At 62.9% G+C, this 23,558-nt stretch carries 25 protein-coding genes; 11 read left to right on the forward strand and 14 right to left on the reverse strand.

Translation table 11 applies throughout. From position 1 onward, the window contains the following. Positions 1–8: 8 nt before the first annotated feature. A complete protein-coding gene (locus AC07SI_RS16110; protein WP_495006060.1) occupies positions 9–482 on the forward strand; it encodes a cyclic nucleotide-binding domain-containing protein in 474 nt (157 codons plus the stop codon). On the opposite strand, the gene AC07SI_RS16115 is transcribed toward AC07SI_RS16110, so the two are convergent. Further along, positions 479–757: a hypothetical protein gene (locus AC07SI_RS16115; protein ID WP_065902067.1), complete on the reverse strand. Its 279-nt coding sequence runs from the start codon at positions 755–757 to the stop codon at positions 479–481. The genes AC07SI_RS16110 and AC07SI_RS16115 overlap by 4 nt on opposite strands. Before the next feature lie 78 nt (positions 758–835). On the opposite strand from AC07SI_RS16115, the gene AC07SI_RS16120 reads away from it, so the two are divergent. Continuing rightward, on the forward strand, positions 836–1,522 hold the full coding sequence (locus AC07SI_RS16120; protein WP_065902069.1) for a spermidine synthase: 687 nt from the start codon (positions 836–838) through the stop codon (positions 1,520–1,522). 47 nt (positions 1,523–1,569) lie between these two features. Here AC07SI_RS16120 and AC07SI_RS16125 read toward each other — a convergent pair whose 3' ends face one another. Continuing rightward, the gene (locus AC07SI_RS16125; RefSeq protein WP_495006061.1) at positions 1,570–2,490 is read right to left on the reverse strand and encodes a ParB/Srx family N-terminal domain-containing protein; all 921 of its coding nucleotides are present in this window, start codon (positions 2,488–2,490) and stop codon (positions 1,570–1,572) included. Positions 2,491–2,642: 152 nt separating this feature from the next. On the opposite strand from AC07SI_RS16125, the gene AC07SI_RS16130 reads away from it, so the two are divergent. The 3 genes from AC07SI_RS16130 (at position 2,643) to AC07SI_RS16140 (ending at position 4,011) form a co-directional block, all read left to right on the forward strand. Further along, entirely contained in the window at positions 2,643–3,017 is a 375-nt protein-coding gene (locus AC07SI_RS16130; protein WP_025858458.1) for a YajD family HNH nuclease, read from the forward strand. A 107-nt stretch (positions 3,018–3,124) separates the two neighbouring features. Next, on the forward strand, positions 3,125–3,592 hold the full coding sequence (locus AC07SI_RS16135; protein ID WP_003189607.1) for an RNA methyltransferase: 468 nt from the start codon (positions 3,125–3,127) through the stop codon (positions 3,590–3,592). A 68-nt stretch (positions 3,593–3,660) separates the two neighbouring features. After that, positions 3,661–4,011, forward strand: coding sequence for a YgaP family membrane protein (locus AC07SI_RS16140; protein ID WP_065902075.1), 351 nt, complete (start codon positions 3,661–3,663; stop codon positions 4,009–4,011). A gap of 62 nt (positions 4,012–4,073) precedes the next feature. Here the strand turns inward: AC07SI_RS16140 and AC07SI_RS16145 are convergent, their stop codons facing one another. Both AC07SI_RS16145 and AC07SI_RS16150 read right to left on the reverse strand, forming a co-directional pair. Further along, positions 4,074–5,294, reverse strand: coding sequence for a hypothetical protein (locus tag AC07SI_RS16145; RefSeq protein ID WP_495006062.1), 1,221 nt, complete (start codon positions 5,292–5,294; stop codon positions 4,074–4,076). A 13-nt stretch (positions 5,295–5,307) separates the two neighbouring features. Continuing rightward, positions 5,308–5,757: a YcgN family cysteine cluster protein gene (locus AC07SI_RS16150; protein WP_003172524.1), complete on the reverse strand. Its 450-nt coding sequence runs from the start codon at positions 5,755–5,757 to the stop codon at positions 5,308–5,310. Positions 5,758–6,046: 289 nt separating this feature from the next. On the opposite strand from AC07SI_RS16150, the gene AC07SI_RS16155 reads away from it, so the two are divergent. Continuing rightward, a complete protein-coding gene (locus AC07SI_RS16155; protein ID WP_065902081.1) occupies positions 6,047–6,640 on the forward strand; it encodes a nitroreductase family protein in 594 nt (197 codons plus the stop codon). A 41-nt stretch (positions 6,641–6,681) separates the two neighbouring features. On the opposite strand, the gene AC07SI_RS16160 is transcribed toward AC07SI_RS16155, so the two are convergent. From AC07SI_RS16160 to AC07SI_RS16185, 6 genes are all read right to left on the reverse strand, one after another. Beyond that, a complete protein-coding gene (locus tag AC07SI_RS16160; protein ID WP_495006063.1) occupies positions 6,682–9,294 on the reverse strand; it encodes an OspG family effector kinase in 2,613 nt (870 codons plus the stop codon). A 123-nt stretch (positions 9,295–9,417) separates the two neighbouring features. Continuing rightward, positions 9,418–10,350, reverse strand: coding sequence for a D-2-hydroxyacid dehydrogenase (locus AC07SI_RS16165; RefSeq protein WP_106804837.1), 933 nt, complete (start codon positions 10,348–10,350; stop codon positions 9,418–9,420). Between the two features lie 108 nt (positions 10,351–10,458). After that, positions 10,459–10,752: a YcgL domain-containing protein gene (locus AC07SI_RS16170; protein WP_065902086.1), complete on the reverse strand. Its 294-nt coding sequence runs from the start codon at positions 10,750–10,752 to the stop codon at positions 10,459–10,461. Continuing rightward, entirely contained in the window at positions 10,749–11,882 is a 1,134-nt protein-coding gene (gene rnd / locus AC07SI_RS16175) for a ribonuclease D (RefSeq protein WP_495006064.1), read from the reverse strand. The genes AC07SI_RS16170 and rnd overlap by 4 nt, the downstream gene beginning before the upstream one ends. A 122-nt stretch (positions 11,883–12,004) precedes the next feature. Beyond that, on the reverse strand, positions 12,005–12,604 hold the full coding sequence (locus AC07SI_RS16180; protein ID WP_065902090.1) for a class I SAM-dependent methyltransferase: 600 nt from the start codon (positions 12,602–12,604) through the stop codon (positions 12,005–12,007). Positions 12,605–13,188: 584 nt separating this feature from the next. Further along, positions 13,189–14,559, reverse strand: coding sequence for a glutamine synthetase family protein (locus tag AC07SI_RS16185; protein WP_495006065.1), 1,371 nt, complete (start codon positions 14,557–14,559; stop codon positions 13,189–13,191). 369 nt (positions 14,560–14,928) lie between these two features. Between AC07SI_RS16185 and AC07SI_RS16190 the strand changes: the two genes are divergently transcribed. Beyond that, on the forward strand, positions 14,929–15,702 hold the full coding sequence (locus AC07SI_RS16190; protein ID WP_495006066.1) for a transporter substrate-binding domain-containing protein: 774 nt from the start codon (positions 14,929–14,931) through the stop codon (positions 15,700–15,702). Between the two features lie 50 nt (positions 15,703–15,752). Then, positions 15,753–16,592 carry a cache domain-containing protein gene (locus tag AC07SI_RS16195; protein ID WP_495006067.1) on the forward strand — a complete coding sequence of 280 codons (840 nt, stop codon included), beginning with the start codon at positions 15,753–15,755 and terminating at the stop codon, positions 16,590–16,592. Positions 16,593–16,654: 62 nt separating this feature from the next. Here the strand turns inward: AC07SI_RS16195 and AC07SI_RS16200 are convergent, their stop codons facing one another. Beyond that, positions 16,655–18,172 carry an MDR family MFS transporter gene (locus AC07SI_RS16200; protein WP_065902098.1) on the reverse strand — a complete coding sequence of 506 codons (1,518 nt, stop codon included), beginning with the start codon at positions 18,170–18,172 and terminating at the stop codon, positions 16,655–16,657. A 67-nt stretch (positions 18,173–18,239) separates the two neighbouring features. After that, on the reverse strand, positions 18,240–19,424 hold the full coding sequence (pobA, locus tag AC07SI_RS16205) for a 4-hydroxybenzoate 3-monooxygenase (protein WP_495006078.1): 1,185 nt from the start codon (positions 19,422–19,424) through the stop codon (positions 18,240–18,242). Between the two features lie 189 nt (positions 19,425–19,613). Here pobA and AC07SI_RS16210 point away from each other — a divergent pair, with 189 nt between their 5' ends. Further along, positions 19,614–20,498 carry a helix-turn-helix domain-containing protein gene (locus tag AC07SI_RS16210; protein ID WP_495006068.1) on the forward strand — a complete coding sequence of 295 codons (885 nt, stop codon included), beginning with the start codon at positions 19,614–19,616 and terminating at the stop codon, positions 20,496–20,498. Between the two features lie 9 nt (positions 20,499–20,507). On the opposite strand, the gene AC07SI_RS16215 is transcribed toward AC07SI_RS16210, so the two are convergent. Next, positions 20,508–20,684, reverse strand: a complete 177-nt coding sequence (locus tag AC07SI_RS16215; protein ID WP_162844255.1) for a hypothetical protein — start codon at positions 20,682–20,684, stop codon at positions 20,508–20,510. Positions 20,685–20,774: 90 nt separating this feature from the next. Then, complete coding sequence (locus AC07SI_RS16220) at positions 20,775–21,689, reverse strand: LysR family transcriptional regulator (RefSeq protein ID WP_065902103.1); 915 nt, start codon at positions 21,687–21,689, stop codon at positions 20,775–20,777. Positions 21,690–21,793: 104 nt separating this feature from the next. On the opposite strand from AC07SI_RS16220, the gene AC07SI_RS16225 reads away from it, so the two are divergent. Together AC07SI_RS16225 and AC07SI_RS16230 are read left to right on the forward strand one after the other, a co-directional pair. Beyond that, positions 21,794–22,660: an MBL fold metallo-hydrolase gene (locus tag AC07SI_RS16225; RefSeq protein WP_495006069.1), complete on the forward strand. Its 867-nt coding sequence runs from the start codon at positions 21,794–21,796 to the stop codon at positions 22,658–22,660. A gap of 34 nt (positions 22,661–22,694) precedes the next feature. Then, positions 22,695–23,309 (forward strand): NAD(P)-dependent oxidoreductase, encoded by a 615-nt coding sequence (locus AC07SI_RS16230; protein WP_495006070.1) that lies wholly within the window; start codon positions 22,695–22,697, stop codon positions 23,307–23,309. Positions 23,310–23,558: the final 249 nt, after the last annotated feature.

A 23,558-nucleotide genomic window follows, 5' to 3' on the forward strand; every position in this document is an offset into this window, starting at 1 on the left:
CTGCAGCCATGCCTCAACCGACGCTCCTGAATAACGAAATCCGCGACATGCTCATGGACTGCGGTCTGTTCGACCCGCTGTTGCCGGAAGATTTCCACGTGGCCGCCGGCTACTTCAATATCAGCAGCATTGCCCGCGATGAGGTGATTTTCCTCGAGGGCGATGCCGGCACGTTCATGTGCATCCTCCACAGCGGCCAGGTGGCCGTGCAGAAATCCAGCCACACCGGCCAGCGCCTGACGATCGCCACCCTGCGCAGTGGGCGCGCTTTCGGTGAAATGGCGGTGCTGGACGGCGAGCGGCGTTCGGCCAGCTGCGTGGCCGCCAGTGACTGCGTGCTGTTGAACCTGGGCAAGGATTCCCTGGAGAAGATGCTCAACGAAGCGCCTCGGGTGGCCGCCAAGATCATCCGCGCCATTGCCATTGCCCTGTCTAAGCGCCTGCGCATGGCCGACGGGCAATTACTCTCGCAACAGTTCTAGCCGCCGGGCGTCTTCGGTTTGCTGTCGTTTTGCAGCAGGCCCGGCACCGTCTGGTCCTTCGGCGGCGTCGGCAGCACGATGGGCACCAGGGGCGGCGAGCCGTTGGTCTTGGGCACGGCGGGCGGGGTGACTTGCGGGTAGAGCGTCGGCGTTGGCGTGCCCGGCGCGCCTGGGGTTGGCGTCGGGGCGACCGGTACGGTTTGCAACTCCTGAGCCTGCGCCGCACCCAATGCGAGCGCGCTCAACACAATGACCGTTAGAATGCTGCACTTCATCGATGGCTCCATGGCCTGACCGGAATGTCACAAGGCTACTCCCAACCGCGCAAGAATGCCCTTCCCAATGAGATTTCCATGAAACGTTTCGTTCTGCTGGACACCACCCCGATCCCCGACAATGGCGGCGCCTTGTGCCTGTTCGAATACGGTGAGGATTTTGTCATCAAGATCCAGGGCGGGGACGGCGGCCAGTTGATGAACACGCGCATGCACGGTTCGGAAGACGCCCTGGCGGAAATTCCCTGCCGCAAAGTCGCTGGCCGTCCGGGTTCGCGGGTGTTGATCGGCGGGCTGGGCATGGGCTTTACCCTGGCTTCGGCGCTCAAGCATTTGGGCAAGACTGCCGAGGTGGTGGTGGCGGAACTGGTGCCCGGCGTTGTGGAATGGAACCGTGGCCCGCTGGGCGAGAAATCCGGTCGGCCATTGCTCGACCCGCGCACCGTGATCCGCCTGGAAGACGTGGCCAACGTACTGCAGGCCGAGCCCCAGGGTTTTGACGCGATCATGCTCGACGTCGACAACGGCCCCGAAGGCCTGACGCAAAAAGCCAACAGTTGGCTCTATTCCGCCGGTGGCCTGGCAGCCTGTGCCAAAGCCCTGCGCCCCAAGGGCGTGCTGGCGGTCTGGTCCGCCAGCGCCGACAAACTGTTCAGCGACAAACTGCGCAAGGCGGGTTTCAAGGCCGAAGAAGTGCAGGTGTTCGCCCACGGTAACAAGGGCACCCGGCACACCATCTGGATCGCCGAGAAGCTCAAGGGCTGAGCCCCTGTAGGCGCCGGCCGGCCAGCGCCCACATTTCCAATCCCGCGTCAGTTGCGGGATTTGCGGTAATCAATCACATACGGCACTTTTTTCTCGAAGGTCTTCTCCAGCTCAGCGCGGTCCAGCGTGGTCATGCCGCCCAGTTGATGGGCGGTAAAACCGCTGTCGCCAACCTGTGAGCCCGGCGCGAGGCTGACCATGCGCTGGGCGACGGCTTCAATGGCGTCCTTGTAGCCGCTTTTCTTGTCCAGGTTGTACTGGCTCAGGTCGACCTGCGTGCGCAGCCAGTTGCCCCAGTAGAACTCCAGAAATTCCGGCGCCACCGCACCCTCCTCCGGCTTGCCATAGGCGGCCTTGCGCGTGAAGTACACCAGGCTGCGGAACATGTCGTCCTGCAGGTTCTTGAAGCCCAGGTGGGCCGGCAATTGCGCCGGCGGCAGGGTCTGGCCCTGGTTGTCCTTGAGCCAGACCTTGCGCGCCGCCTGCATGCGCTGCCAGAACGTGGCGAGGTCGGGGCTGTCGCTGAAGTCGTCGGTGACCTTGACCCACATGTTCAACCGGGGACCGCCGCCGGGGACTTCCCACAAGGTGGTGAAACTGTGGTGGCCGTCGGTCAGGTACAGCTGGCCCGCGGGGCCGACCACCACGGTTTTCATGTCTTCAGGATGGGTGCCCACCGGGTCCTTGCAGGTGAAGCTGTCGGGCCGCTGCAGGTCGGCCTTTTTCGGCACGTTGTCGGCTTCGCCCTGGCCGTTGGTTTCGCAGTATTCATCGAAGACCTTCTTCGGTTTGTCGGCAAACAGCCCCAGGCTGTAGTAAATCTGGTCGAACCCCACCACCGCCTGGGTCGGGTGCAACTGTTCGAGGCTGACCTCGATCACCTGGCCGGGCTTGGGGGTGGAAAACGCCTGGGCTTGAGCCGCCAGCACGCAAAGCAGCAGTGCAACTGTCCATGTAGGTAAACGCATAGGCTTCAGATCCTTATGAAAGTGAGTGAACCGATACTACAAACGTTCGTCGCGGCCAGGCTGTACGGTTGCTGAAAAAGCCAGCGGTCTTTTACAGCGCGAGCGGCTAGAATCAACCCTATCCGTGACCCACCAAATAGCCAGGAGCCATGATGAGCTCGACCAACCCGCCCTCCCACACCGCCAAGCTGGACCGCATCCTGGCCGATGCCCAGCGTGACCGGGAAATGGGCTACCGCGACAAAGCCTTGAAGATGTACCCCCACGTGTGCGGCCGCTGCGCCCGTGAGTTCTCCGGCAAACGCTTGAGCGAGCTCACCGTACACCACCGAAATCACAATCATGATGACAATCCCCAGGACGGTTCCAACTGGGAGTTGCTGTGCCTGTACTGCCACGACAACGAACACTCGCGCTACACCGACCAGCAGTACTTCGGCGAAGGCTCCACCAGCAGCCCGACGATTGCCAAGGCCACGCACAACCCATTTGCGGCGTTGGCGGGGCTGATGAAGAAAGACGACTGAATGACGCAGCTGCAAGTTTCAAGCAGCAAGCTACAAGAAAAAGCCATGCCGCTTTTACTTGCAGCTTGTAGCTTGCCGCTATACTGCTGCCTTTTTAAGGCACTCCCGTGGGCAATAAACGCTACAGCTGCATCGGTCTGTATAACCCCAAATCCCCCGAAAACGTTGGTTCGGTGATGCGTGCCGCCGGCTGCTACGGCGTGGCCTCGGTGTTCTACACCGGCGTGCGCTACGAGCGCGCCCGGGACTTCATCACCGACACCAAGAAAGTCCACCACGACATTCCGCTGATCGGCATCGACGACCTGAAGAAAATCCTCCCCCTGGGCTGCATCCCGGTCGCGGTGGAGTTGGTGGAAGGCGCCCGCCCACTGCCCGAATACACGCACCCTGACCGCGCGCTGTATATCTTCGGCCCCGAAGATGGCTCGTTGGATAAAGAGATCCGCGACTGGTGCGAAGACGTCGTGTACATCCCGACCACCGGCTGCATGAACCTCGCCGCGACCGTCAACGTGGTGCTCTACGACCGCCTGGCCAAGGGCAACAACACCCGTTCGGGCCCCAAGTACTGATTTATCGGGAACATCCGGCGCCTGCCCGCAGTCAGCTGCATATCACTAGCCCTCGTTGGAGACAGATCATGAGCGACAGCAAAACCTTGCGCCCTATCATCGAACACACGCCGTTCCAGACCCAGCCCACCCAGAACGTGCACGGCTGGGAGCGCATCGGCTCGGTGGCCGGTGGCGTGATGATGGTCGGCAAAGGCCTGCGCCGCGGCGGGATTTTCGGCTTGATCCAGGTAGCGATTGGCGGCGTGGCGCTGGTGCGCGGCGTCACCGGGCACAGCTCGCTCAAGGACAAGCTGGAACAGGGCCGTCAGGAAATGAACAGCGTGCGTACAAAGATCGAGCGCGCCGGTGAAGAGCTGAAAAACTTGAAGACCAAGGCCGAAGTGGCGGCTGAAAAAGCGGTAAAAACCACCGGCTAGTCTTTCGTGTAGGAGCCCGGCTTGCCGGGCTCCTACACGAAGTTGCAGTCTGTTCGGCGGATTCAGCGCAGCAGCTTGCTGTCCAGCACCACCGACGTCTCGCCGATGATGCTCTCGGCCAGTTGCACAAACTCCGCCGTGGTAATGCTGTTGGCCCGCATCACCGCCTGGGCGAGATCATCCAGGGAGCGCTTGTTGTGGGTTTTCACGCGGATCTCGCGATCCAGCTCCTGCAACACCACCACCGCCCGTGACACCGTCGCCCCGCTGACGTGCTCGCCGCGCAGGCTGGTCACGTCCTTGCCCTCCTTGACCAACCGCGCCTGGATTGCCTGATATCGCTCATCGGTAATGCCGCCGGCACGGCGCAGCAGCTCGATGGCGTAGTACTCGCCCAGGCCCTCGCTGATCCAGTCACTGGTGTCGTGATCGTTGAAACGGCCAATCGCCTGCACTACTTCACGGAGTAGCGGGCTGCTGCCATTTTCACTGACCAGCGGCGTACGGCTGTTGAGGTAGATCGAGTCGCGCGCGGCAAACGCGCCACGTCGCATCGGGTCGCTGGCGCCTACCACCAGCAGCTTGGCCGGATGGCGCGGGAACGCCGCTTCCACCTGGGGCCAGACGAACGTCAGCAACGTCAGCACATCCATGCGACGCATGGCCTGGCCCTTGGGCGACGCGACGGTGACTTCGCTCTCGCCCAGGCGCACGCGACGGCTGCCGAGGGTGCCGGCGAGCATCCAGCCGGTCGGCCGGTCGAACAGGCGCGAAACATTGTCGATACGAAATTTGTTCTTGCCGATGCGCGGCCAGGCGGTTTCGATACTTTTCCAGCCCGCCGGCAGTTCGAACACCAGGCGCGAGACCAACTCCACCCCGTCCTGCTGGTCGAGGCGCGCGGGCGGCACCAGGTTTTCGCCGCGAAACAACGCCCAACTCGGCGTCATCCGCGCTTCATAAATGCCCGGCTTGCGCGCGTGGGTGAGGCGAACCCGGTAGGTCAGGCTGGCCTTGTTGGCGCCGGGTTGCCACCGGCCGCGGTGCTCGGTGACACTCCATTGGCCATCAGCCTTGAAGTCGCTGTAGTCACCGTCATGGCCAAGGTCGAAATCCAGGCTGCGCACCGCCGAGCCCTGGGACAGGCTCACCCGCACCTCGGCCTGATCGCTCTGGGGCAACAACTTGACGTGATAATCCAGGTCAACCTTCTTCGCGCACCACGCAGGCATGCTCAACGCCAGTAACACCAGGCTTGCCGCCAGCTGGGTTCCCGCCCTCATACACACTCCTCGTTCAGCCCGCGCGGAAAATCAGGTAATCCTCCCAGTCATCCTCGGGCACGCTGCCTTCGCTGAGCATGCGCCCGGACTGGGAAATGCGTTCATGGTGCACGGCGTCGCGGTCGCCGCAGACCAGGTGGTGCCACAGCGGCAGGTCCTTGCGCTCGCTGACCAGGCGATAGCCGCAGGTGGGCGGCAGCCATTTGAACTGGTCGGCCTGGCCCGGGGTGAGCTGGATGCAGTCGGGCACCGAGGCGCGGCGGTTGGGGTAGTCGGTGCACTGACAGGTCTTCAGGTCGAGCAGTTTGCAGGCGATACGCGTGTAATAGACGCTGTTGTCGTCCTCATCCTCAAGCTTTTGCAGGCAGCACAGGCCACAGCCGTCGCACAACGACTCCCACTCCTCCTGGTCGAGGTGTTCAAGGGTTTTGCGTATCCAGAAAGGTTCGACTTTGGCGGCCATGGCTCTGCATCAGTATCGGTAGGTGAAAAGGCCGCCAGTCTAGTGCCCAAGGCCCTTGGGGCCAAGCGCTGGCGACTGTCGGTACGACAAGACTTGTCAGCGACCCTTCGTCGCAGTAGCTTTGTGAGCCGCGAAGGCCCTGCGTCGGCCGCCATAAATGCTTCGCCGCATTGCCCACGACGCCCCATGGAGCCTTGAAAAAACCCTCGCCGAGCTCATCGGTGCCCCGTTTTTTTGAACTGCGCTTGCCTATCTCACCGTAGCCCATCGTCGTCATCAGGAACTGTTCATGAGCACAAATCCACGCGTTGCCGATTACCCGATCCACACCCAGTTCACCGAGCGCTGGTCGCCACGCGCCTTTACCGGTGAAAGCATTCCCCAGGAAACCCTACTGAGCTTCTTTGAAGCCGCACGCTGGGCGCCGTCGGCCTACAACTCGCAGCCATGGCGCTTTCTCTACGCGCGCCGCGACACGCCGGACTGGGAACGTTTCCTGGGCCTGCTGAATGAATTCAACCGTGGGTGGGCGCAGCATGCCTCGGCCCTGGTGATCATCGCCTCGAAAACCGACTTCACCGCCCCTGGCGCCACGGAAGAAACCCCGGCGCTGTGGCACACCTTCGACACCGGCTCGGCCTGGGGCCACCTGGCGCTGCAAGCCAGCCTCAGCGGCTGGCACACCCACGGCATGGCCGGCTTCGACCAGGAGCTGACCCGCAAGGAGCTGAAGATTCCTGAAGGGTATGCGCTGCACGCGGCCGTGGCCGTCGGCAAGCTGGGTGACAAGTCGACCTTGCCCGAGTACCTGCAAGGCCGCGAAGCACCGAGCCCGCGCAAGCCGCTGAGCGAGCTGGTGTCAGAGGGTGATTTCAGCCTTTGAGCCGTGTCACCCTGGCGTTGCCGAACGCCAGGGTGAGCCGGTCAAGACGCGGGGGCGATCAGCTCATTGAACGCCGCCCGCAGTTCGGCGACTTGCCGGTCATACACGCGCTTGACCACCGGCACCATGAACTCCCCAGGCATGCCATTCAAGTCCACCGGATACAGCTTGTTTTCCTTGCTGGAGTACATGAAGTTGCTCAGCTGTGGATCATTGTGAAAAATATCGCTGGCCTCCAGTTGTGCGAGCACCTCATCGAGCAATGAGCGCGCGCTCGGCGGCAAGCTGCCTTTTTCGACCTGACTGAGAGCCACACCCTCGATCCTGCCCATTTTGATGTACTTGCGGCCTTCCTCGACCAGCACCTCGGCAAAGCCATCCCCGTAATAGGTGTTCAGATTGACCACCTCCATATCGATATGCCCCTCGGCGGTCGTCAGCCTTGTCGGTCCAAGGTCCTTATACACATGCTTGCCATCCAGGCTGGCATACACCACCCCCTCGCCGCCCTGGCCGATCACCGGCCCGAGATCCGCCTTGACCGCTACCGGGCTGCCGCCGCGTACGCCCAGCCGTTGCCACTGATCCCCCTGAAGATGTTCGAGCAGCAACGGCGTCTGTCGGCCATTGTGATAAACCCGCGCCTGCACCGCGCCATCCTCGGTTCGGCTGACTTGGCGCACTTCGTAGACGGCCGCCTGGCCCGTACTGTCCCTATGCCGGATATACGACAGGTGGCCGTCGGCGGCGATATACACGCCCTGGCTGTTGGCTGAGAGCCCGGCGATGGTGGAGTCGGGCAGCTTGAATTGACCAAACAGCCGGTTACTCAGTTCAGCGGTTGAGCCCCGGAGCTGATTGAACTGCCGCGACGCCTTCGCCGCCACCTGACGACCGCCATTGGCAAGCAACCGGCCGCCGGCCACCGTCAGTTCGCCGCTGCCGCTCAGCGGGTTGAATGCCTCAATGGCCAGCGCCCCGACAAACCTGCCGGCCTTGGCCGCGTGCTCCACCGATGACAACGCCTTGCCCAGCACCCGGCCCGCCTGCGCAGCCTTGCCCACCCCGAGGGTAAGCAGCCCAAGGGCATCCTGGGACAGGTCAAAGAGCCCCTGGCCGATATTGCCCTGTTGAAAATTGACGATCGCCGATCGCAGCGGAATGAGGTTGAGGAAAAACTGCGAAATCGCCTCATTCCTCGCGCTGTCCTGATCATAGGACGTGACGCCCCTGGCCTCATTGAGCAGATCGTCGTTGTGCAGGTCGAGAGACTTCACGAAGACGTCAGCAATAGCGTGGCTGCGGCCGGAGTTGAAACTGTCAGGCTGTTCCGGCCCTTCGGGTTGAGCCAGGAATTGCGCAGCCGGCTTATCTTCACCGGGCTCGAACCGCACGGTTTTCGAGAGAATATTCGCCTCTCGGGTCTCCATCTTGCTGGCGGTATAAGGCTCGGTACGGCTGCGTATCAGGAAGTTCTCCTTCTCGAGGGTGCCGCGTCGCGTGTCGATCGTGTAGAGGTTGACCTGCCCGTTGCGGGTGGTCTTCACCTCCAGCGTATGCCCCCTGACGTGCAGGGCCGGCGGGGTGAAAAAATCAGCGGCTATCTTGTAGTCATTGGTGTGGAAGAACGTCAGTTCACCGAACTCGAGGTTCTTGCGGTCCTCCAGCGGCAACGCAGCAATCAGCTGCCTGACCCGGCTCTGGTGCCCGTCCTCATGCGCCTTGATCGCCGCCTCGTAGGCGCTTTTGAATGAGGTGGCAACGTCGAGCTTGCCGGCTGAATAAAGGTCGCAGAAGCGCGTGACGGGCAGGCGTTTGTCCTGGCTGATCCAGTGATCCTGTGGCCCCAGCTTGCCGCCTTCCATGACGACATCCAGCATCGAGCGCGCGCCCGGATAAACCCCTGGCCGGCCCTTTTTCAGCCAGGCCTTGTGCAGGTTTTTCACCTCGAAGAGACGTTTATCCAGTTCGGGAAACGCTTGTTCAAGCTGCGCGAGCGCCATCGCTCTTCGGCTGGGGATTTGCGTACTCAACAACGTGCCGGTGGTTTTCAGTGCCGCCAATTGGTGGTTGTAGGCGACCCTCACACCCTCCATCTCGTCAGCCGATGGATGCGCATCGGGGCGGGCGAGAAAACCGTTGGCGACGCCCCAATCCCGCAGCGCCTCATAAGCACTCTGCTGGCTGACGACTGCATCGTCAGGGAGCTGCTCGGCGGCCAGCAAAACCTCGGCGTAGCCCTTGCCGAGCGTGCCGCCCGGGGTGTGGGCTTCGAGCCTGGCCACCGCCATCGTCAATTGCACCCACAGCACGCTGCCGTAGGTCAGGCTGGCGGGAATGTCCTTGACCAGGTAGTGCGGTGCCGTCCTCGCCAGCAAAAGACTGGCTCTTTGGCCAGCCGTCTGCGCATCGGCCCGGCCTTTGTTGACCAGATGCCTGGCCAGTTCGGCTATCACCACCGAGGCGGGTTGCCCCCAGTACCGAGGGTGCGCGAGGTCAAAACCGGCGACGCTATTGCGGGGGCGAGTCGCCTGGGATTCGGGGTCAAGCCGCAGGTAGATGGCCGCCAAGGCGGCATCGGTGGGAGCCGGTGTTCCCCGGCTGGAAAACGCCAAGGCTGGCGTATTGAAAGAGGAAGGGATGAGCGTGGTCATGGGCGAACCTGTCCTTAGTCATATGGATATCCTTAAAGGGCGCGACCTTGCGCCCTTTGCGGTCACTGGGTGGGAGTGCCCGCGAAGAAGGTTCCATCTTGACTGTCAGGTTGTGTGTCGCCGTCAGTAACCGCGCTCGAAATCCACTTCTCCGCGCAGGGCTTGCTTGGCCTGAAACGCGCGCACGTTCTGCACAAACAACTCGACCATCATCGACGGCGAGGTCGGTGCGGAACTGTGCCCGGTCAGCAACAGGCCCCACGCCGTCCAGAACGGATGGCGCTGCGGCAGCGGTTCCTGGCGGCACACGTCGATCACCGCGCCGGCCAGGTGGCCTTCCTTCAAGGCCTCGACCAGGTCGGCATCGACCACGGCCACGCCGCGCCCGACGTTGATAAACAGCCCGGTCGGCTTGAATTGCTTGAACAGCGCCGCGTCATACAGGTCGTGGGTGTTCGGCGTGTTGGGCAGCAGGTTGATCACATAATCCGCCTCGCCCACCAGCCGGCCGAGCTGATCGAGCCCGGCCACTTCGATAAACGGCGCCTGTTCCCGCGCGGTGCTGGCGATGCCGTACACCTTGACGCCAAACGGCACGAGAAACTCCGCCACGCTCTGGCCGATATCGCCGGTACCGACGATCAGCGCCGTACGCCCCGCCAGGCTCTGGCCCATGCGGTTGTCCCATTTGCGCTCGACCTGGCTGACCAGCCGCGCGAGTACTTCGCGCTCGTGGCCGAGCATGTAGGTGAGGACAAACTCAGCCATGACCTGGCCAAAGATGCCGACCGCACGCGTCAGGCGATAATCGCGTGGCAAGCCGTCGGCCAGCAGCGGCGTGATGCCCGCCCAGGTCGATTGCAGCCATTGCGGTTGATGGCCCTGGCGCAACAACGTCGCCAGCAGGTCAGGTTGGCCGAGCCATACCGGACAATCGGCGGCCAGGCGCGACAGTTCGGCCGAGTCGCCGCTGGTGAGCACCTCAAGGTCCGGTGCCGCTTCGCCCAGCAACCGGGCGTACAGAGGGTGATCCTGTTCAGCAATCAGAACACGCATGCTTCAAACCTTTCAAAAACAGTGCAGACGGCCGCCCGCATCCCTTGCGGCCAGCGCCCGATAATACGATTCCATGGATGAATGTGCCCTGAACAGGGCACCCACCGATCACACCGGGTCGTTGCGTCGCAGCAGCTCTTCGGGCAAGTGCTCGATGTACTCGTCCTCGGCCGGCGGCATTTGCAGGTGGTAGCCCTGCTTTTCGAGGTTTTCCAGCACCACGGTGATGTCTTCGCGCGACAGCTTGCGCTCCGGCGTCAGTACCATGTCAAACGCGTGATGGGCCTTGCCGAAGGCTTCCATCAACGGTTCCGGCACGCGCTCCAGGGCATCGCTTTTCAGCACATAGAGATACATTTCGTTGCGTTTCAAGCTGCGATAGATGGAGCAGATACGTTTCAAGGCTGTTCTCCGGCAGTGGCCAGGCTGTCGAGCAGCGCCTGGCCCATCAACTCGCGGCGCCAGCCACGCAGCGAGTCTGGCAATTGGTAAGGCCCATCGGGATAGCCACTTTTGACCAGGGCTTCGAGGGTTTTCTTGCGCAGCATCAGCTCGGGCGCCATGTCGAGGCGCTCGGCGAAGGTCTGGCCAAGGGCACGCAGTTGCTTGATCAGCGCCGCGGCGTCCACCGGCAGCGGTTCAGCAACGGCCGGTGGCCATTGGTCCATGGGCACGCTGCCGGCACGCTTGATCAGGTCCAGCAGGAACTGGCCGTCCTGTCGCACAGTACGCGGGTGCATGTCTTCGATCTTGCCCAGCGCGGCGAGGTTATCCGGCTGGGTTTTGGCCAGGGGCCACAGCGAGTGTTCGCGAATGATGCGGTTGCGCGGCAAGTCACGCGCACGCGCCTGCTGTTCGCGCCAGGCGCACAGCTCACGCAAGACGGCGAGCTGGGCACGCGAGAGTTTCCACGCCAGCTTGGCGTCGCGGTACACCTCGTACGGGTCGACTTCGCGGCGCAGGTTGGCGACCAGCTCGGCGCCGTCCTCCAGGACCCAGGCGTACTTGTCGTCGGAAAGCTGCGGGCGCAGGCGTGTGTAGACTTCGGCCAGGTGCACCGCGTCTTCGGCGGCGTAGCTGATTTGCGTCTCCGACAATGGCCGCTGCAGCCAGTCGGAGCGGGTCTCGCCCTTGGGCAGCTCGATATCGAGCACGGCCTGCACCAGGCGCGAATAGCCCATGGAGAACCCAAGGTTCAGGTAGGCCGCCGCCAATTGGGTGTCGAACAACGGCACCGGCAGGCTGCCAGTCAGGCGCAGCAGCACTTCGAGGTCTTCGCTGCAGGCGTGCACCACCTTGATCACCGCTGGGTTTTCCAGCAAGGCGGCCAAAGGTTGCCAGTTGTCGATGGTCAGGGGGTCAATCAGGTAAGCGCGAACGCCATCACCGATCTGGATCAGCCCGGCAATGGGATAAAAGGTGTCGACCCGCATGAATTCGGTGTCGAGAGCGACGAATGGCAACTGCTGCCATTCGGCGCAATGCTGGCCGAGGCTATCGTTGTCGCAGATCCAGTGAATATCGATGGCCACACGGCTCTCCCTTGAAGAATGGCGCGCAGTATATATCGCGAAAGGGACTTGCGAGCATTCGCAGTGCACAGGCGTCCATGAAAACTCAGACAAGAGATGAAGAATAGTCCGACAGGCGGGACTTATCCTCTCTTACGCAGAACGTAGACCCGCCACAGGTGGGAGCCGGGCATGAATTCCTGGTGATGCAGGATTTTGAAGCCGGCTTGGCGAAACTCCTCTTCCACCGGGGTGCGCGACGGCACCGACACAATCACCGTGTCACGGCTGACCCGGTGAAACTCGCGCAACAAGGCCAGGCGCCCTTCACTGCTGGGCACATGACGAAATAATTCCAGGCAAAAAATGCAATCCACCGCGTTGGCCGACAAGCCGACGGAAAACGCCGAGCCCTGAAACGTCTTGACCCGCTTGAGCAACGACGCCGGGTGGTGGGTGCGGGCGTGGTCGAGCATGGCCTGGGAGTTGTCCGACGCCAGGATCACCCGGTTGACGTGCTCCGCCAATACCGGCCAGAACCGCCCCGAGCCGCAGGCCAGGTCCAGCACCAGCCCCGGTTCGCCGGCGACTTTCAGCGCCTGGCGCACCAGCCACTCATCGCGCCACGACGCCAGGCGCCGCCGCAGCCCTGGCGGACGTGTATCGCCGCAGACCCTGGCGTGCTCACGGTCACAGCGCTCGGCGTATTCAATCTCGATGGAAGAAGGCGGTTGTGGCGACATCACAGGCTCATGTGAGTTAAACGGTAGTGAACGACCTTGATTCGCAGCTTAACCACCGGAACGTGAAAAAAAAGTTGAAACGCGTGACGGGGGTGTTGCTGGGGAAGGATGTAGTGATCTCTGTGGCAAGTGAGCTTGTTGTGGTGAGCAGGCTTGGTTGAGCAGGCTTATTGTGGGCAGCAGGCTTGGTTGAGCAGACTTATTGTGGGCAGCAGGCTTGGTTGAGCAGGTTTGTTGTGGACAGCAGGCTTGGTTGAGCAGACTTGTTGTGGACAGCAGGCTTGGTTGAGCAGGCTTGTTGTGGGCAGCAGGCTTGGTTGAGCAGGCTTATTGTGGGCAGCAGGCTTGGCTGAGCAGGCTTGTTGTGGGCAGCAGGCTTGGTTGAGCAGGCTTATTGTGGCGAGCGGGCTTGCCCCGCGTTGGGCGGCGAAGCCGCCCCAAAACCAGTCAACTGGTTATGCCTGACACACTGCGGGGGCCTTAGGAAGGGTCGGCTTCGCCGCCCAACGCGGGGCAAGCCCGCTCGCCACAACAAGCCCGCTCACCACAACAGCAATGCTGCGCTCATCCCCGCTAGCCAAGCATCAGGCCTGATGCAGGTACCACCGCCAGTCCTGCTCGCCCACTTCCCCCATGAACTGGCGATATTCGGCACGTTTCACCGCCAGGTACACGCCGAGGAATTCACTGCCAAACGCCTCGCGCGCCCAGCTCGAACCTTCCAGTGCGCGCAGGGTGGTGAGCCAGTCGGTCGGCAGCAGTTCCTTGGCCTGGGCATAACCATTGCCTTCCACGGGTGCGCCGGGGTCGCGTTGTTCGCGAATGCCACGGTGGATGCCGGCGAGGATCGCGGCCGCCGCCAGGTAGGGGTTGGCGTCGGCGCCGCAGATGCGGTGTTCGATGTGCCGCGAATAGGCCGGGCCACCGGGCACGCGCAGGCTCACGGTGCGGTTGTCGACGCCCCAGGTGGCGGCGAGCGGCGCGTAGCTTTTGGTCTGGAAGCGGCGATAGGAGTTGGCATTGGGGCAGAACATCAGCAACGAGTCGAGCAAGGTGCTGAGCATGCCGCCCACCGCCTGGCGCAGCAGCGGCGTGCCGTCGGCGGCCTCGCTGGCAAACAGGTTGTTGCCCTCGGCGTCCGCCAGGCTGACGTGCATGTGCATGCCGGTGCCCGCCAGGTCGTCGAACGGCTTGGCCATGAAGCAGGCGCTCATCCCGTGTTTATGCGCCACGCCCTTGACCAGGCGCTTGTAGCGCACCGCCTCGTCCATCGCCTGCAGGGCATCGGCGCGATGCTCGAGGGTGATCTCCACCTGGCCCGGGGCGTATTCGGAAATCGCCGTACGCGCCGGGATGCCTTGCAGTTTGCACGCGCTGTACAGGTCCGCCAGGAACGGCTCGATCTGCTCAAGCTCACGCAAGCCGTACACCTGGGTCGAACGCGGGCGGCCACCGTCGCTGTCCCGTGCCGGTTGGGGGCGGCCGTGGCTGTCGGGCTTCTGGTCAAGCAGATAAAACTCCAGCTCCGCTGCCATCACCGGGTAATACCCGTCGGCATTCAGCCCCGCAATCACCTTGGCGAGCAGATGCCGCGGGTCGGCCACGGTGGCGGGCAAGCCCTCGGTGGGGTGCATGCTGACCTGCACGGCGGCGGTCGGGATCAGGCGCCACGGCATGCGCTGCAAACTGCCGCTGATCGGGTAGGCGCGGCAGTCGATGTCGCCGACCTCCCACACCAGCCCGGAATTTTCCACGTCATCGCCATTGATGGTCAGGCCGAGGATCGTGCTGGGCAACGGCCGGCCGCTGGCATACACCGCCAGCAGTTCGTCGCGGTGCAGCAACTTGCCGCGTGGCACGCCGTTGTTGTCGAGGATAAACAGCTCGAACATCTCGATGTCCGGGTGCTGCTCAAGGAAGGCTTGGGCTTCGTGCAGGCTGGCAAAAACACTCATGGGAAATCTCATACGTTTGCGTCAGGCAGGCGCGCAGGCGCCGCCAGGCAGATGCGCACAGGTGCGCGTCATCCGTGAGGTGGATCAACGTAGGAGAAAGCTATCTGGTGGGCGCGCATGTCGGCAGTGAAACAGCGCCCAGAAGGCCAGTGCGGACGGCAGTGTCGCGGGGTGAGCGTCGGGGCAGCCGTCCATGCGGGAATCACACTGAGGAAGATGCCGGACAGCGTCACATGCCCGCATAGGCGATTAAATTCAGGGTTGACGGAGTTTGGTTGCAACTTGGCTAAACATTCGACGGCCCTTGCTACCTGGCCATCCGCCTGGAAATAATGACCGCCCCCGATCATGCCCCAAGGACTCGATCGCATGAAAACAACAATAACCTTATGCGTACTGGCGAGCCTCGCCACTTCGGCCCTGGCCGACACCGCGCCGTCGCGCCTTGATGAAGTGCTGCAGCGCGGCACACTCACCGTGTGCACCACGGGCGACTACAAACCCTATACCTCGCTGCGCGCCGATGGCAGCTACGAAGGCATCGACATTGCCATGGCCGAATCCCTGGCCAAGAGCCTCAACGCCAGGATCCAGTGGGTGCCGACCACCTGGAAAAGCCTGATGCCGGATTTCCTCGCCCAGCGCTGCGACATCGCCGTGGGCGGTATTTCGGTGTCTCTTGAGCGTCAGAAAAAGGCCTTCTTCAGCCAGTCTCTCGGCGTCGATGGCAAGATCCCGCTGGTGCGCTGCGCGGATGTGCAGCGCTATCAGACCCTCGAGCAGATCAACCAGCCACAGGTACGGGTGATCGAACCGGCGGGCGGCACCAACGAAGTGTTTGCCCGCGCGCACCTCGGCCAGGCCAACATCCGCCTGCATGACAACGTGACCATTTTCGACGAGTTGCTGGCAGGCAAGGCCGACGTGATGATCACCGACGCCAGCGAAGCGCGTTACCAGCAGAAGCTCAAGCCAGGGCTGTGCGCGGTCAACCCGGAACGGCAGATGCAGTACAGCGAAAAAGCCTTCCTGCTGCCCCGCGACGATGTGGCCTGGAAAAGCTATGTCGACCAATGGTTGCACCTGAGCGTGGCCACCGGGGTGTATGCCAGTATTGTCGATCAATGGCTGGCGGCGCCTTGAGCCACAGGCGTCTACGCTCTTGTCACACCAACAATAATGAGGGACGGAACATGAAGGGACTGCTCCGCATCACCGCGCTGCTGCTGTTGTGTTTCAGCCAGGTGCACGCCGCGACGACTCAGGACGAGGACGCCCAGGCCGCCAAGGCACTGCTGCAAAAAGCCCTGGACTACTACCAGAGCAACGGCGACAAGGCGTTTGCCGCGTTCAGCCGCCAGGGCGAGTTTGTCGACCAAGATCGCTACGTGTTTGTGGTCGACACCCAGGGCGTACTGCTGGCCAGCGGCGGCCCCTCCTCCGCCTTAATCGGACGCGATGTCTCTGAAGTGCTCGGCCCGGATCTGCGCCAGTCGTTCAAGGACGCGCTCAAAGTCTCGCAGGACCAGGGTATCCAGCAGGCCGACTACCGCTGGCAGAACTGGAACGATGGCAAGGTCGAGCACAAGCACGTGTTTTATCAGCGCGTCGGCGAACGCATCCTGGCGGTCGGCTACTACCTGCCGCGCGCCACCCCGGAACAGGCACGGGCGCTGCGCAACAAGGCGGTGAATGCACTGCTCAAGGATGAGGCCGGCACGCTCAAGGCGATCAACGCCTTGCAGGGCGGTTTCCTGCAGGATGACCTCTATGTGTTTGTGGTCGACCTCAATACCCGGCGCTACGTGGCCCATGGCACCAACCTGCGCCTGCTCAACACCGACTTCAGCAAGATCAAGGACCCCGACGGCAAGCCGATAGGCGAGCCGATCCTCAAGCTGATGGCGGAGCAGGACCAGGGTGAATACAAATATCGCTGGAAGAACCCGGTGACCGACAAGGTCGAGAACAAACATGCGTATGTGCGCAAAGCCGGGCATTTCATGGTGGCGGTCGGGTACTACAGCCCTTGAGGTTGACCTTGTAGGAGCCCGGCTTGCCGGCGATGGGATCGGCAAGCCGGGCGCCTAGTGGGTCAGCGCGCCTTGTCTTCGCGGCCGCGCAGTACCCGGTTCGGCATCGCGATCGCCGCCGCCAGCCCCAACAGCGACACCGCCGCACTGACCATCAGCAAATGCCGGAAGGTCACCGCCAACTCCCCGCGCAGGGCATCCTGCGCCGGGCCCGGGGCGGCGTTGAGGCCATCGAGCAGCACGTTGCCGGAACTGCCTTCGGCCACCAGCGCACCGCTGGCCAGGTGGGCGAAGCTGGAATCCTGCAACAGCGCCAGCAACAGCGCCGACATGCACGCCACGCCCACCGCCCCGCCCAATGAACGGAACAGGTTGGTGGTGCTGGTGGCCACGCCGATATCACGCTGCTCCACCGAATTCTGCGACCCCACCAGCGACGTAGGGAACTGCATGCCGGCGGCAATCCCGCACAGCAGCATGAACACGCCGGTCAGCAGCACCGCCTGGGGCGCGCTGTAGGCCATGCCGAGGATCGCCAGCGGGCTCAACAGCGCGCCGCTGAGGATCATCGGCTTGTAGCGCCCGGTCACCGAGGTCATGCGCCCGGCGGAATACGCGCCGATGGGCAGTCCAATGGCGAGAGGCAACAGGTGCAAGGCCGCGCTGTCGGCGCCGGCGCCGGTTACCGTCTGAAAGCGCAAAGGCATCAGCACGGTCAGGGAAATCGCCTGGAAGCTGGTGAAAAACACCGTGCACCAACACAGCACCGCGCTGCGGTTGGCAAACAGGTGCATCGGCAGCAGCGGCTCGCGGGCACGGCGTTCATGCCAGACAAACGCGGTCAGCGCCACCAGCGCACACGCGAGCAGGCCCAGCACTGCATCGTCACGCCAATGATGGCCCTGGCCGATTTCGGTGATGCCCAGCAGCAAGGCGGTCAAGCCGATGATCATCAGCACGGTGCCCAGGTAGTCGATGACCGGCTTGCGCTGCGGCACCGGCAACCCGACCAGGGTGCGATGGGCCACGTACCAGGCACCGGCGCCCAATGGCAGGTTGATCAGGAACACCCAGCGCCACGACAGGTACTCGGTCATGTAGCCGCCCAGCACCGGCCCGGCCACGCTGGCCACTGCATACATGCTGCTGAAGTAGCCCTGATAACGCCCGCGCTCACGGGGCGGGATGATGTCGCCGATGATCGCCTGGCTCACCGAGATCATGCCGCCGGCGCCGATGCCCTGGAGAATCCGCGCCAGCACCAGTTGCTCCATGCTTTGCGCCATGCCACAGAACAGCGAGGCCAGGGTGAACAGGCCCATGCCGATCAACATCATCGGCCGTCGCCCGTACAGGTCGCCAAGCTTGCCGTAGATCGGCACCGCCACCGTCATCGCCACCATGTAGCCGGAGATCACCCAGGCCAGCAGGTTGACGTCGTGGAACTGCGCGGAAATGGCCGGCATGGACACCGCGACAATGGTCTGGTCCAGGGCACCGAGGAAGATCGCCATCATCAAGGCGGCAAGCACACTGCGCACGGCAGGGACAGGTTGGGCGGGCTGATTCAGGTTGGTCACGGCAGAACCTTCGAGCAGGGCCCGCGGGAAAGGGAGGGCCCGCGGGAATGCTCGATACGATAGCAGGCTACTCGATAGCTTCGTAAGGAAGCCCGACGTAATTTTCTGCAATGGTTTTACGCCCTGCCTCGGAGCTGATGAAGTACGCCAGTTCACTCTCGGCAATGCGCTGGCTGAAGCCGTCCGCCTCGGGAAATTGATGCAGCATCGAGGTCATCCACCACGAGAACCGCTCGGCCTTCCACACGCGCCGCAGGCAAATCGCCGAGTAGCGCTCCAGCAAGTCCACCCGCCCCTCGCGATACACCTTGAGCAAGATCCGAAACAACGTGCTCACGTCGCTGGCCGCCAGGTTCAAGCCCTTGGCCCCGGTGGGCGGCACGATATGCGCCGCATCGCCAAGCAGGAACAGGCGCCCGTACTGCATTGGCTCCACCACGAAGCTGCGCAGCGGCGCGATGCTTTTTTCGATGGATGGGCCGGTCACCAGCTGATCGGCCAGCTGGCTGGGCAGACGGGTTTTCAGTTCGTCCCAGAAACGCGCGTCCGACCACTCTTCCAGCGGTGTTTCGACCGGCACCTGCAGGTAGTAACGACTGCGCGTCGGCGACCGCATGCTGCACAGGGCAAAGCCCCGCGCATGCTTGGCGTAGACCAGTTCGTCGTGCACCGGCGGGGTGTCGGCGAGGATGCCCAGCCAGCCGAAGGGATAGACCCGCTCGAAGACCTGCAACGCTTCGGCCGGGATCGACTGGCGGGCGATACCGTGGAAACCGTCGCAGCCGGCGATGTAGTCGCACTCCAGGCGAAATGCCTCGCCCTGGTGCTCGAAGGTCAGCCACGGTCGATCACTTTTCATGGCGTGGGGCTGTACGGCACGCGCCTCGTAAAACGTCGTGGCACCGCCTGCGGCGCGCGCGGCCATGAGGTCGCGGGTGACTTCGGTCTGGCCGTAGATCATCACCGACTGGCCGCCGGTCAGGGCCTTGAGGTCGACGTGGGTGAGTTGGCCATTCAGCGCCAGTTCGAAGCCATCATGCACCAGGCCCTCGCTGTCCATGCGCTGGCTGACGCCGGCCTCGCGCAGCAGGTCGACCATGCCCTGCTCCAGCACCCCGGCGCGGATGCGCCCTTGCACGTAATCGGCGCTCTGGCGTTCTATGATCAGGGTCTGGATGCCCGCATTGTGCAGCAGCTGGCCGAGCAGCAGTCCGGAAGGACCGGCGCCGATAATGGCGACTTGGGTTTTCAGCGTTTTCATTATTGTTATGGCCCACAGGTTCCACCCGAACGGATCAAGTGAAAGAGTTGTCATTGGTTTTGTTGCTGACATTTTTCACTTGAGTGCGCAGCATAAGAAGGTGAAAACTGAGACAAAGCCTGTGCTTTCCGCCAATCGGGGCGATTACCGCACCACTCTTCTGAGTATCGGATTGAAACCATGACCAAAACCGCGATTCCGGTCTTCAAGCTTTACGGGGAAAGCCAGCAATGGCCGACTCCCGATTTGTTGCACTGTGAAACCATTTCCCGCCGCAGTCGGGAATACCAGTGGGAAATCCAACCCCACCGGCACGCGGATCTGTGCCAGTTGCTCTACGTGCACAAAGGCCAGGCACAGTTGGAAATCGAAGGGCAGCGCACCACCCTCAACGAAGCGACGCTGCAAGTGCTGCCACCGCTGTGCGTGCACGGGTTTCGATTTGCCGAGGATGTCGAAGGCTATATCGTGACCCTGGCGGCACCGCTGGTCAGCCACTTGCAGGCGCAACTGGGCACGACGGTCGACGGGCTGCACGCGCTCGGCAGCTACCGGGCGGGCAACGACAGCGATTACCTCAACAGCCTGTTCACCCGCCTGCAGGACGAATACGCCGATGCGCAGCCAGCTCGCGACATGCTCATGCACGCGCTGGTCAGCGTGCTGCTGGTGTGGATCAGCCGCCAGGCCATCCAGCGCCGCCACCCACGGGCCCCACGCGGACGTGAATATTTCCGGCGCTTTACCCAGTTGGTTGAACAGCATTATCGCGAACACCCGAAGATCGAAGACCTGGCCCACAAGCTGGGGATCTCGGTCTCACACCTGAACGGCACTTGTCGGGAATTGGGTGGGCAACCTGCGCTGCAGATCATGCACGACCGCCAATTGCTGGAGGCCAAGCGCCTGCTGACTTACACCAGCATGACCATCAATGAAATGTCAGAAGTACTGGGGTTTTCCGACCCGACCAACTTCTCGCGGCTGTTCCGCCGCCGTGTCGGGTTTTCACCCAAGGCGTTTCGCGAACAGCTCAAGACCGAAACACCGCCGACATCACTGTAGGTGCAAGCTTCAGCGCAACGCGCTGAAACTGCCGGTGTGGGGCACGCATTGATCCTGATGGCAACTGATCGCAAAGGTCGGCTGCATCCGGGTTTGCTCCACTCGGTAGGCGGCAGTGCCATACAGCCCGGTCGCCAGGGCGCAGAGGAAGAAAATCATCAGGTATTTTCGGGTTTTGATGCTCATGGCACAGACCTCTGAACGGATCTACAGGGTGCTGTTTAAAGCATAGGTCAGCTGCGGTGAGTTGCCATTATCGGGCGCCATTCAACACATTTATGTCGACTGCAGCCCGATGTCCCACTCCGGCTCTTCCGGAAACCTCAACACCAGGAAATCCAGCAGGCTGCGCAGCGCGGACGGCATGTGTTTGCGCGAGGCATACACCGCATAGATATTCATCTGCCGGGGCTCGGCTTCGGGCAACAGCCGCACCAGTTCGCCACGGCGGATATGCTCGCCGGCCTGATAACTGGGGAGCATCGCCACCCCGGCGCTGGCCAGCGTCACGCGCAACAGCGTACTGGCCTCGTTGGCGGTGATGTTGCCGTGCACCGGCACCGAGACGTGCTCGCCGCGCTCTTCGAAGTGCCACAGGCTTTTGCCGAAATACGAGTGGGTCAGGCAATTGTGCCGGGCCAGGTCTTCGACTTTCTGCGGTGCCGGATGCTCCCGCAGATAAGCCGGCGTGGCGCATACCACCGAGCGACAGACGGTGAGGCGCCGCGCAATCAGGTTGGGGTCCAGGTCGTTGCTGGTGCGGATGGCCAGGTCGATACGCTCGTCCACCAGGTTCACCGTGCGGTCGAGCATCTGCAGGTCGACGGTGACCAGGGGATAGCGCCTGACATATTCGGCAATGGCATCGGCCAATTGCGCCTGGCCGAACGAGGTGCTGACACTCAGTCGCAGCAGGCCGCGCGGGGCGTCATCGGGCTCGCTGACGGCGGCCTGCATGTCGCCGCACAGCTCCAGCAATTGCCGACAGCGCGGCAGGGTTTCACCGCCGGCCGCCGTGAGGCTCAGTTTCCGCGTGGTCCGGTGCAACAGGCGCGCGCCCACCCAGTCCTCCAGCTCCGCCAGGTAGCGCGACACCACCGGGCGCGACAGGTCCAGATGGTCGGCGGCGGCGGACTGGCTGCCCAAATCCACCACCGTGACAAACACGCGCATTGCTTGAAGACGATCCATGATTTGCCCGATTTTAGAAACAAACTATGTCCCAGCATCGCATTTTTAGTTGCGTTTGGTGCAACTAAGCTCTGTGCATCCTTTACTCACTGCCGGATTGCCCGATGCTCTCGACCCTCAAGCGCTTGACCCTGACCGCCGCCGCCCTGGCCTTCGCCGCCAACGCTGCGGCAGCCGACCTGACACTCGACGTCTACAATCCCGGTGAGGCCGCGATCTTCCCGGTCAGCTCGGTGCTGGTCAGCGGTACCCGGGACGCAATCCTGGTGGACGCGCAATTCGGCAAGGGCCAGGCCGAGCAGCTGGTGCAAAAAATTCGCGCCAGCGGCAAGCACTTGACCACCATCTACATCAGCCACGGCGACCCGGACTACTACTTCGGCCTCGACACCCTGACCGCCGCGTTCCCCGACGCCAAGGTGCTGGCGCCGCAGCCGGTGGTCGACCATATCAACGCCACCGTGGCCGCCAAGCTAGCGTTCTGGGGACCGAAAATGGGCGCCGACCAGCCGGCGAAAACCATCGTGCCGCAGGTCCTCGAAGGCCACAGCCTGACGCTGGAGGGGCAGGCCCTGGAGGTAATCGGCCTGGATAGCGCACAGCCGGATCGCAGCTTCGTGTGGATCCCGTCGATCAAGGCCGTGATCGGTGGCGTGGTCGTTGCCGAGAACATTCACCTGTGGATGGCCGACACCCAGGGTGCACAGTCGCACCAGGACTGGCTGGCGACCCTGCAACGCATCGAGCAGTTGAAACCGCGCATCGTCATTCCCGGTCACTACCTGGGCACGCCATCGCCGGCCTCGGTCAAATTTACCGCTGACTACATCAAGGCCTTCGACGTGGAAACCGCCAAGGCCAAGGACTCTGCCACCCTGATCGCGGCGATGAAAAAACGTTACCCCGCCCTCGCCGACGAAAGCTCGCTGGAACTGAGCGCCAAAGTCGCCAAGGGCGAAATGAAGTGGTGAAGTGTTTCAAACCCTAACCGTACTGGAGAACGTCATGAGCAAGATCGCAATCATTGGGGCTACCGGCCGTGCCGGCAGCCAATTGCTAGAAGAAGCCCTGCGTCGCGGGCATAGCGTGGTCGCCATTGCGCGTAACACCGACAAGCTGCCTGAGCGCGACGGCGTCACCGTCAAGCAGGTCGATGCACTCGACGCGCACGCCCTGCAGCAAGCCGTCAGTGGCAGTGATGTGGTGATCAGTGCGGCGCACTTCGCCACCCTCCCCGCTGCTGCCGTGATCGGCCCGGTGAAAAAAGCCGGGGTCAAGCGCCTGCTGGTGGTCGGCGGCGCCGGTTCGCTGTTGCTGCCGGGCGGAGGCCGGGTGATCGACAGCGAAGGCTTCCCGGCTGAATACAAAGCCGAAGCCAGCGCCGGCGCTGAGTTTCTCGACGTGCTGCGTCAGGAAAGGGACCTGGACTGGACCTTCCTGTCGCCCTCGGCGGAGTTCGTGGAAACCGAACGCACCGGCAAATTCCGCCTGGGCCAGGACAACCTGCTGGTAAGCAGCGCCGGCCGCAGCTGGATCAGCTTTGCCGACTACGCCATCGCCCTGATCGACGAAGTAGAAACCCCCAAGCATTCGCGCCAGCGCTTCACTGTCGGCTACTGACTCACCGAGAGCGGGCTTGCTCGTGAGGGCGGTGGGTCAGTTGGAACAGCGTCGACTGATGCACCGCCTTCGCGGGCAAGCCCGCTCCCACAGGGGGGATGCGCTGCCCATGCTTGCGGTGCACGGCCCGACTATTCCAGCCACATCGTCACACCCCAAGCCTCACACCGAACAAAAAATGTGGGAGCGGGGGGGGGGGGGGGGGGGGGGGGGGGGGGGGGGGGGGGGGGGGGGGGGGGGGGGGGGGGG

This window comes from Pseudomonas sp. GW821-FHT05D12 (genome assembly GCF_059419825.1).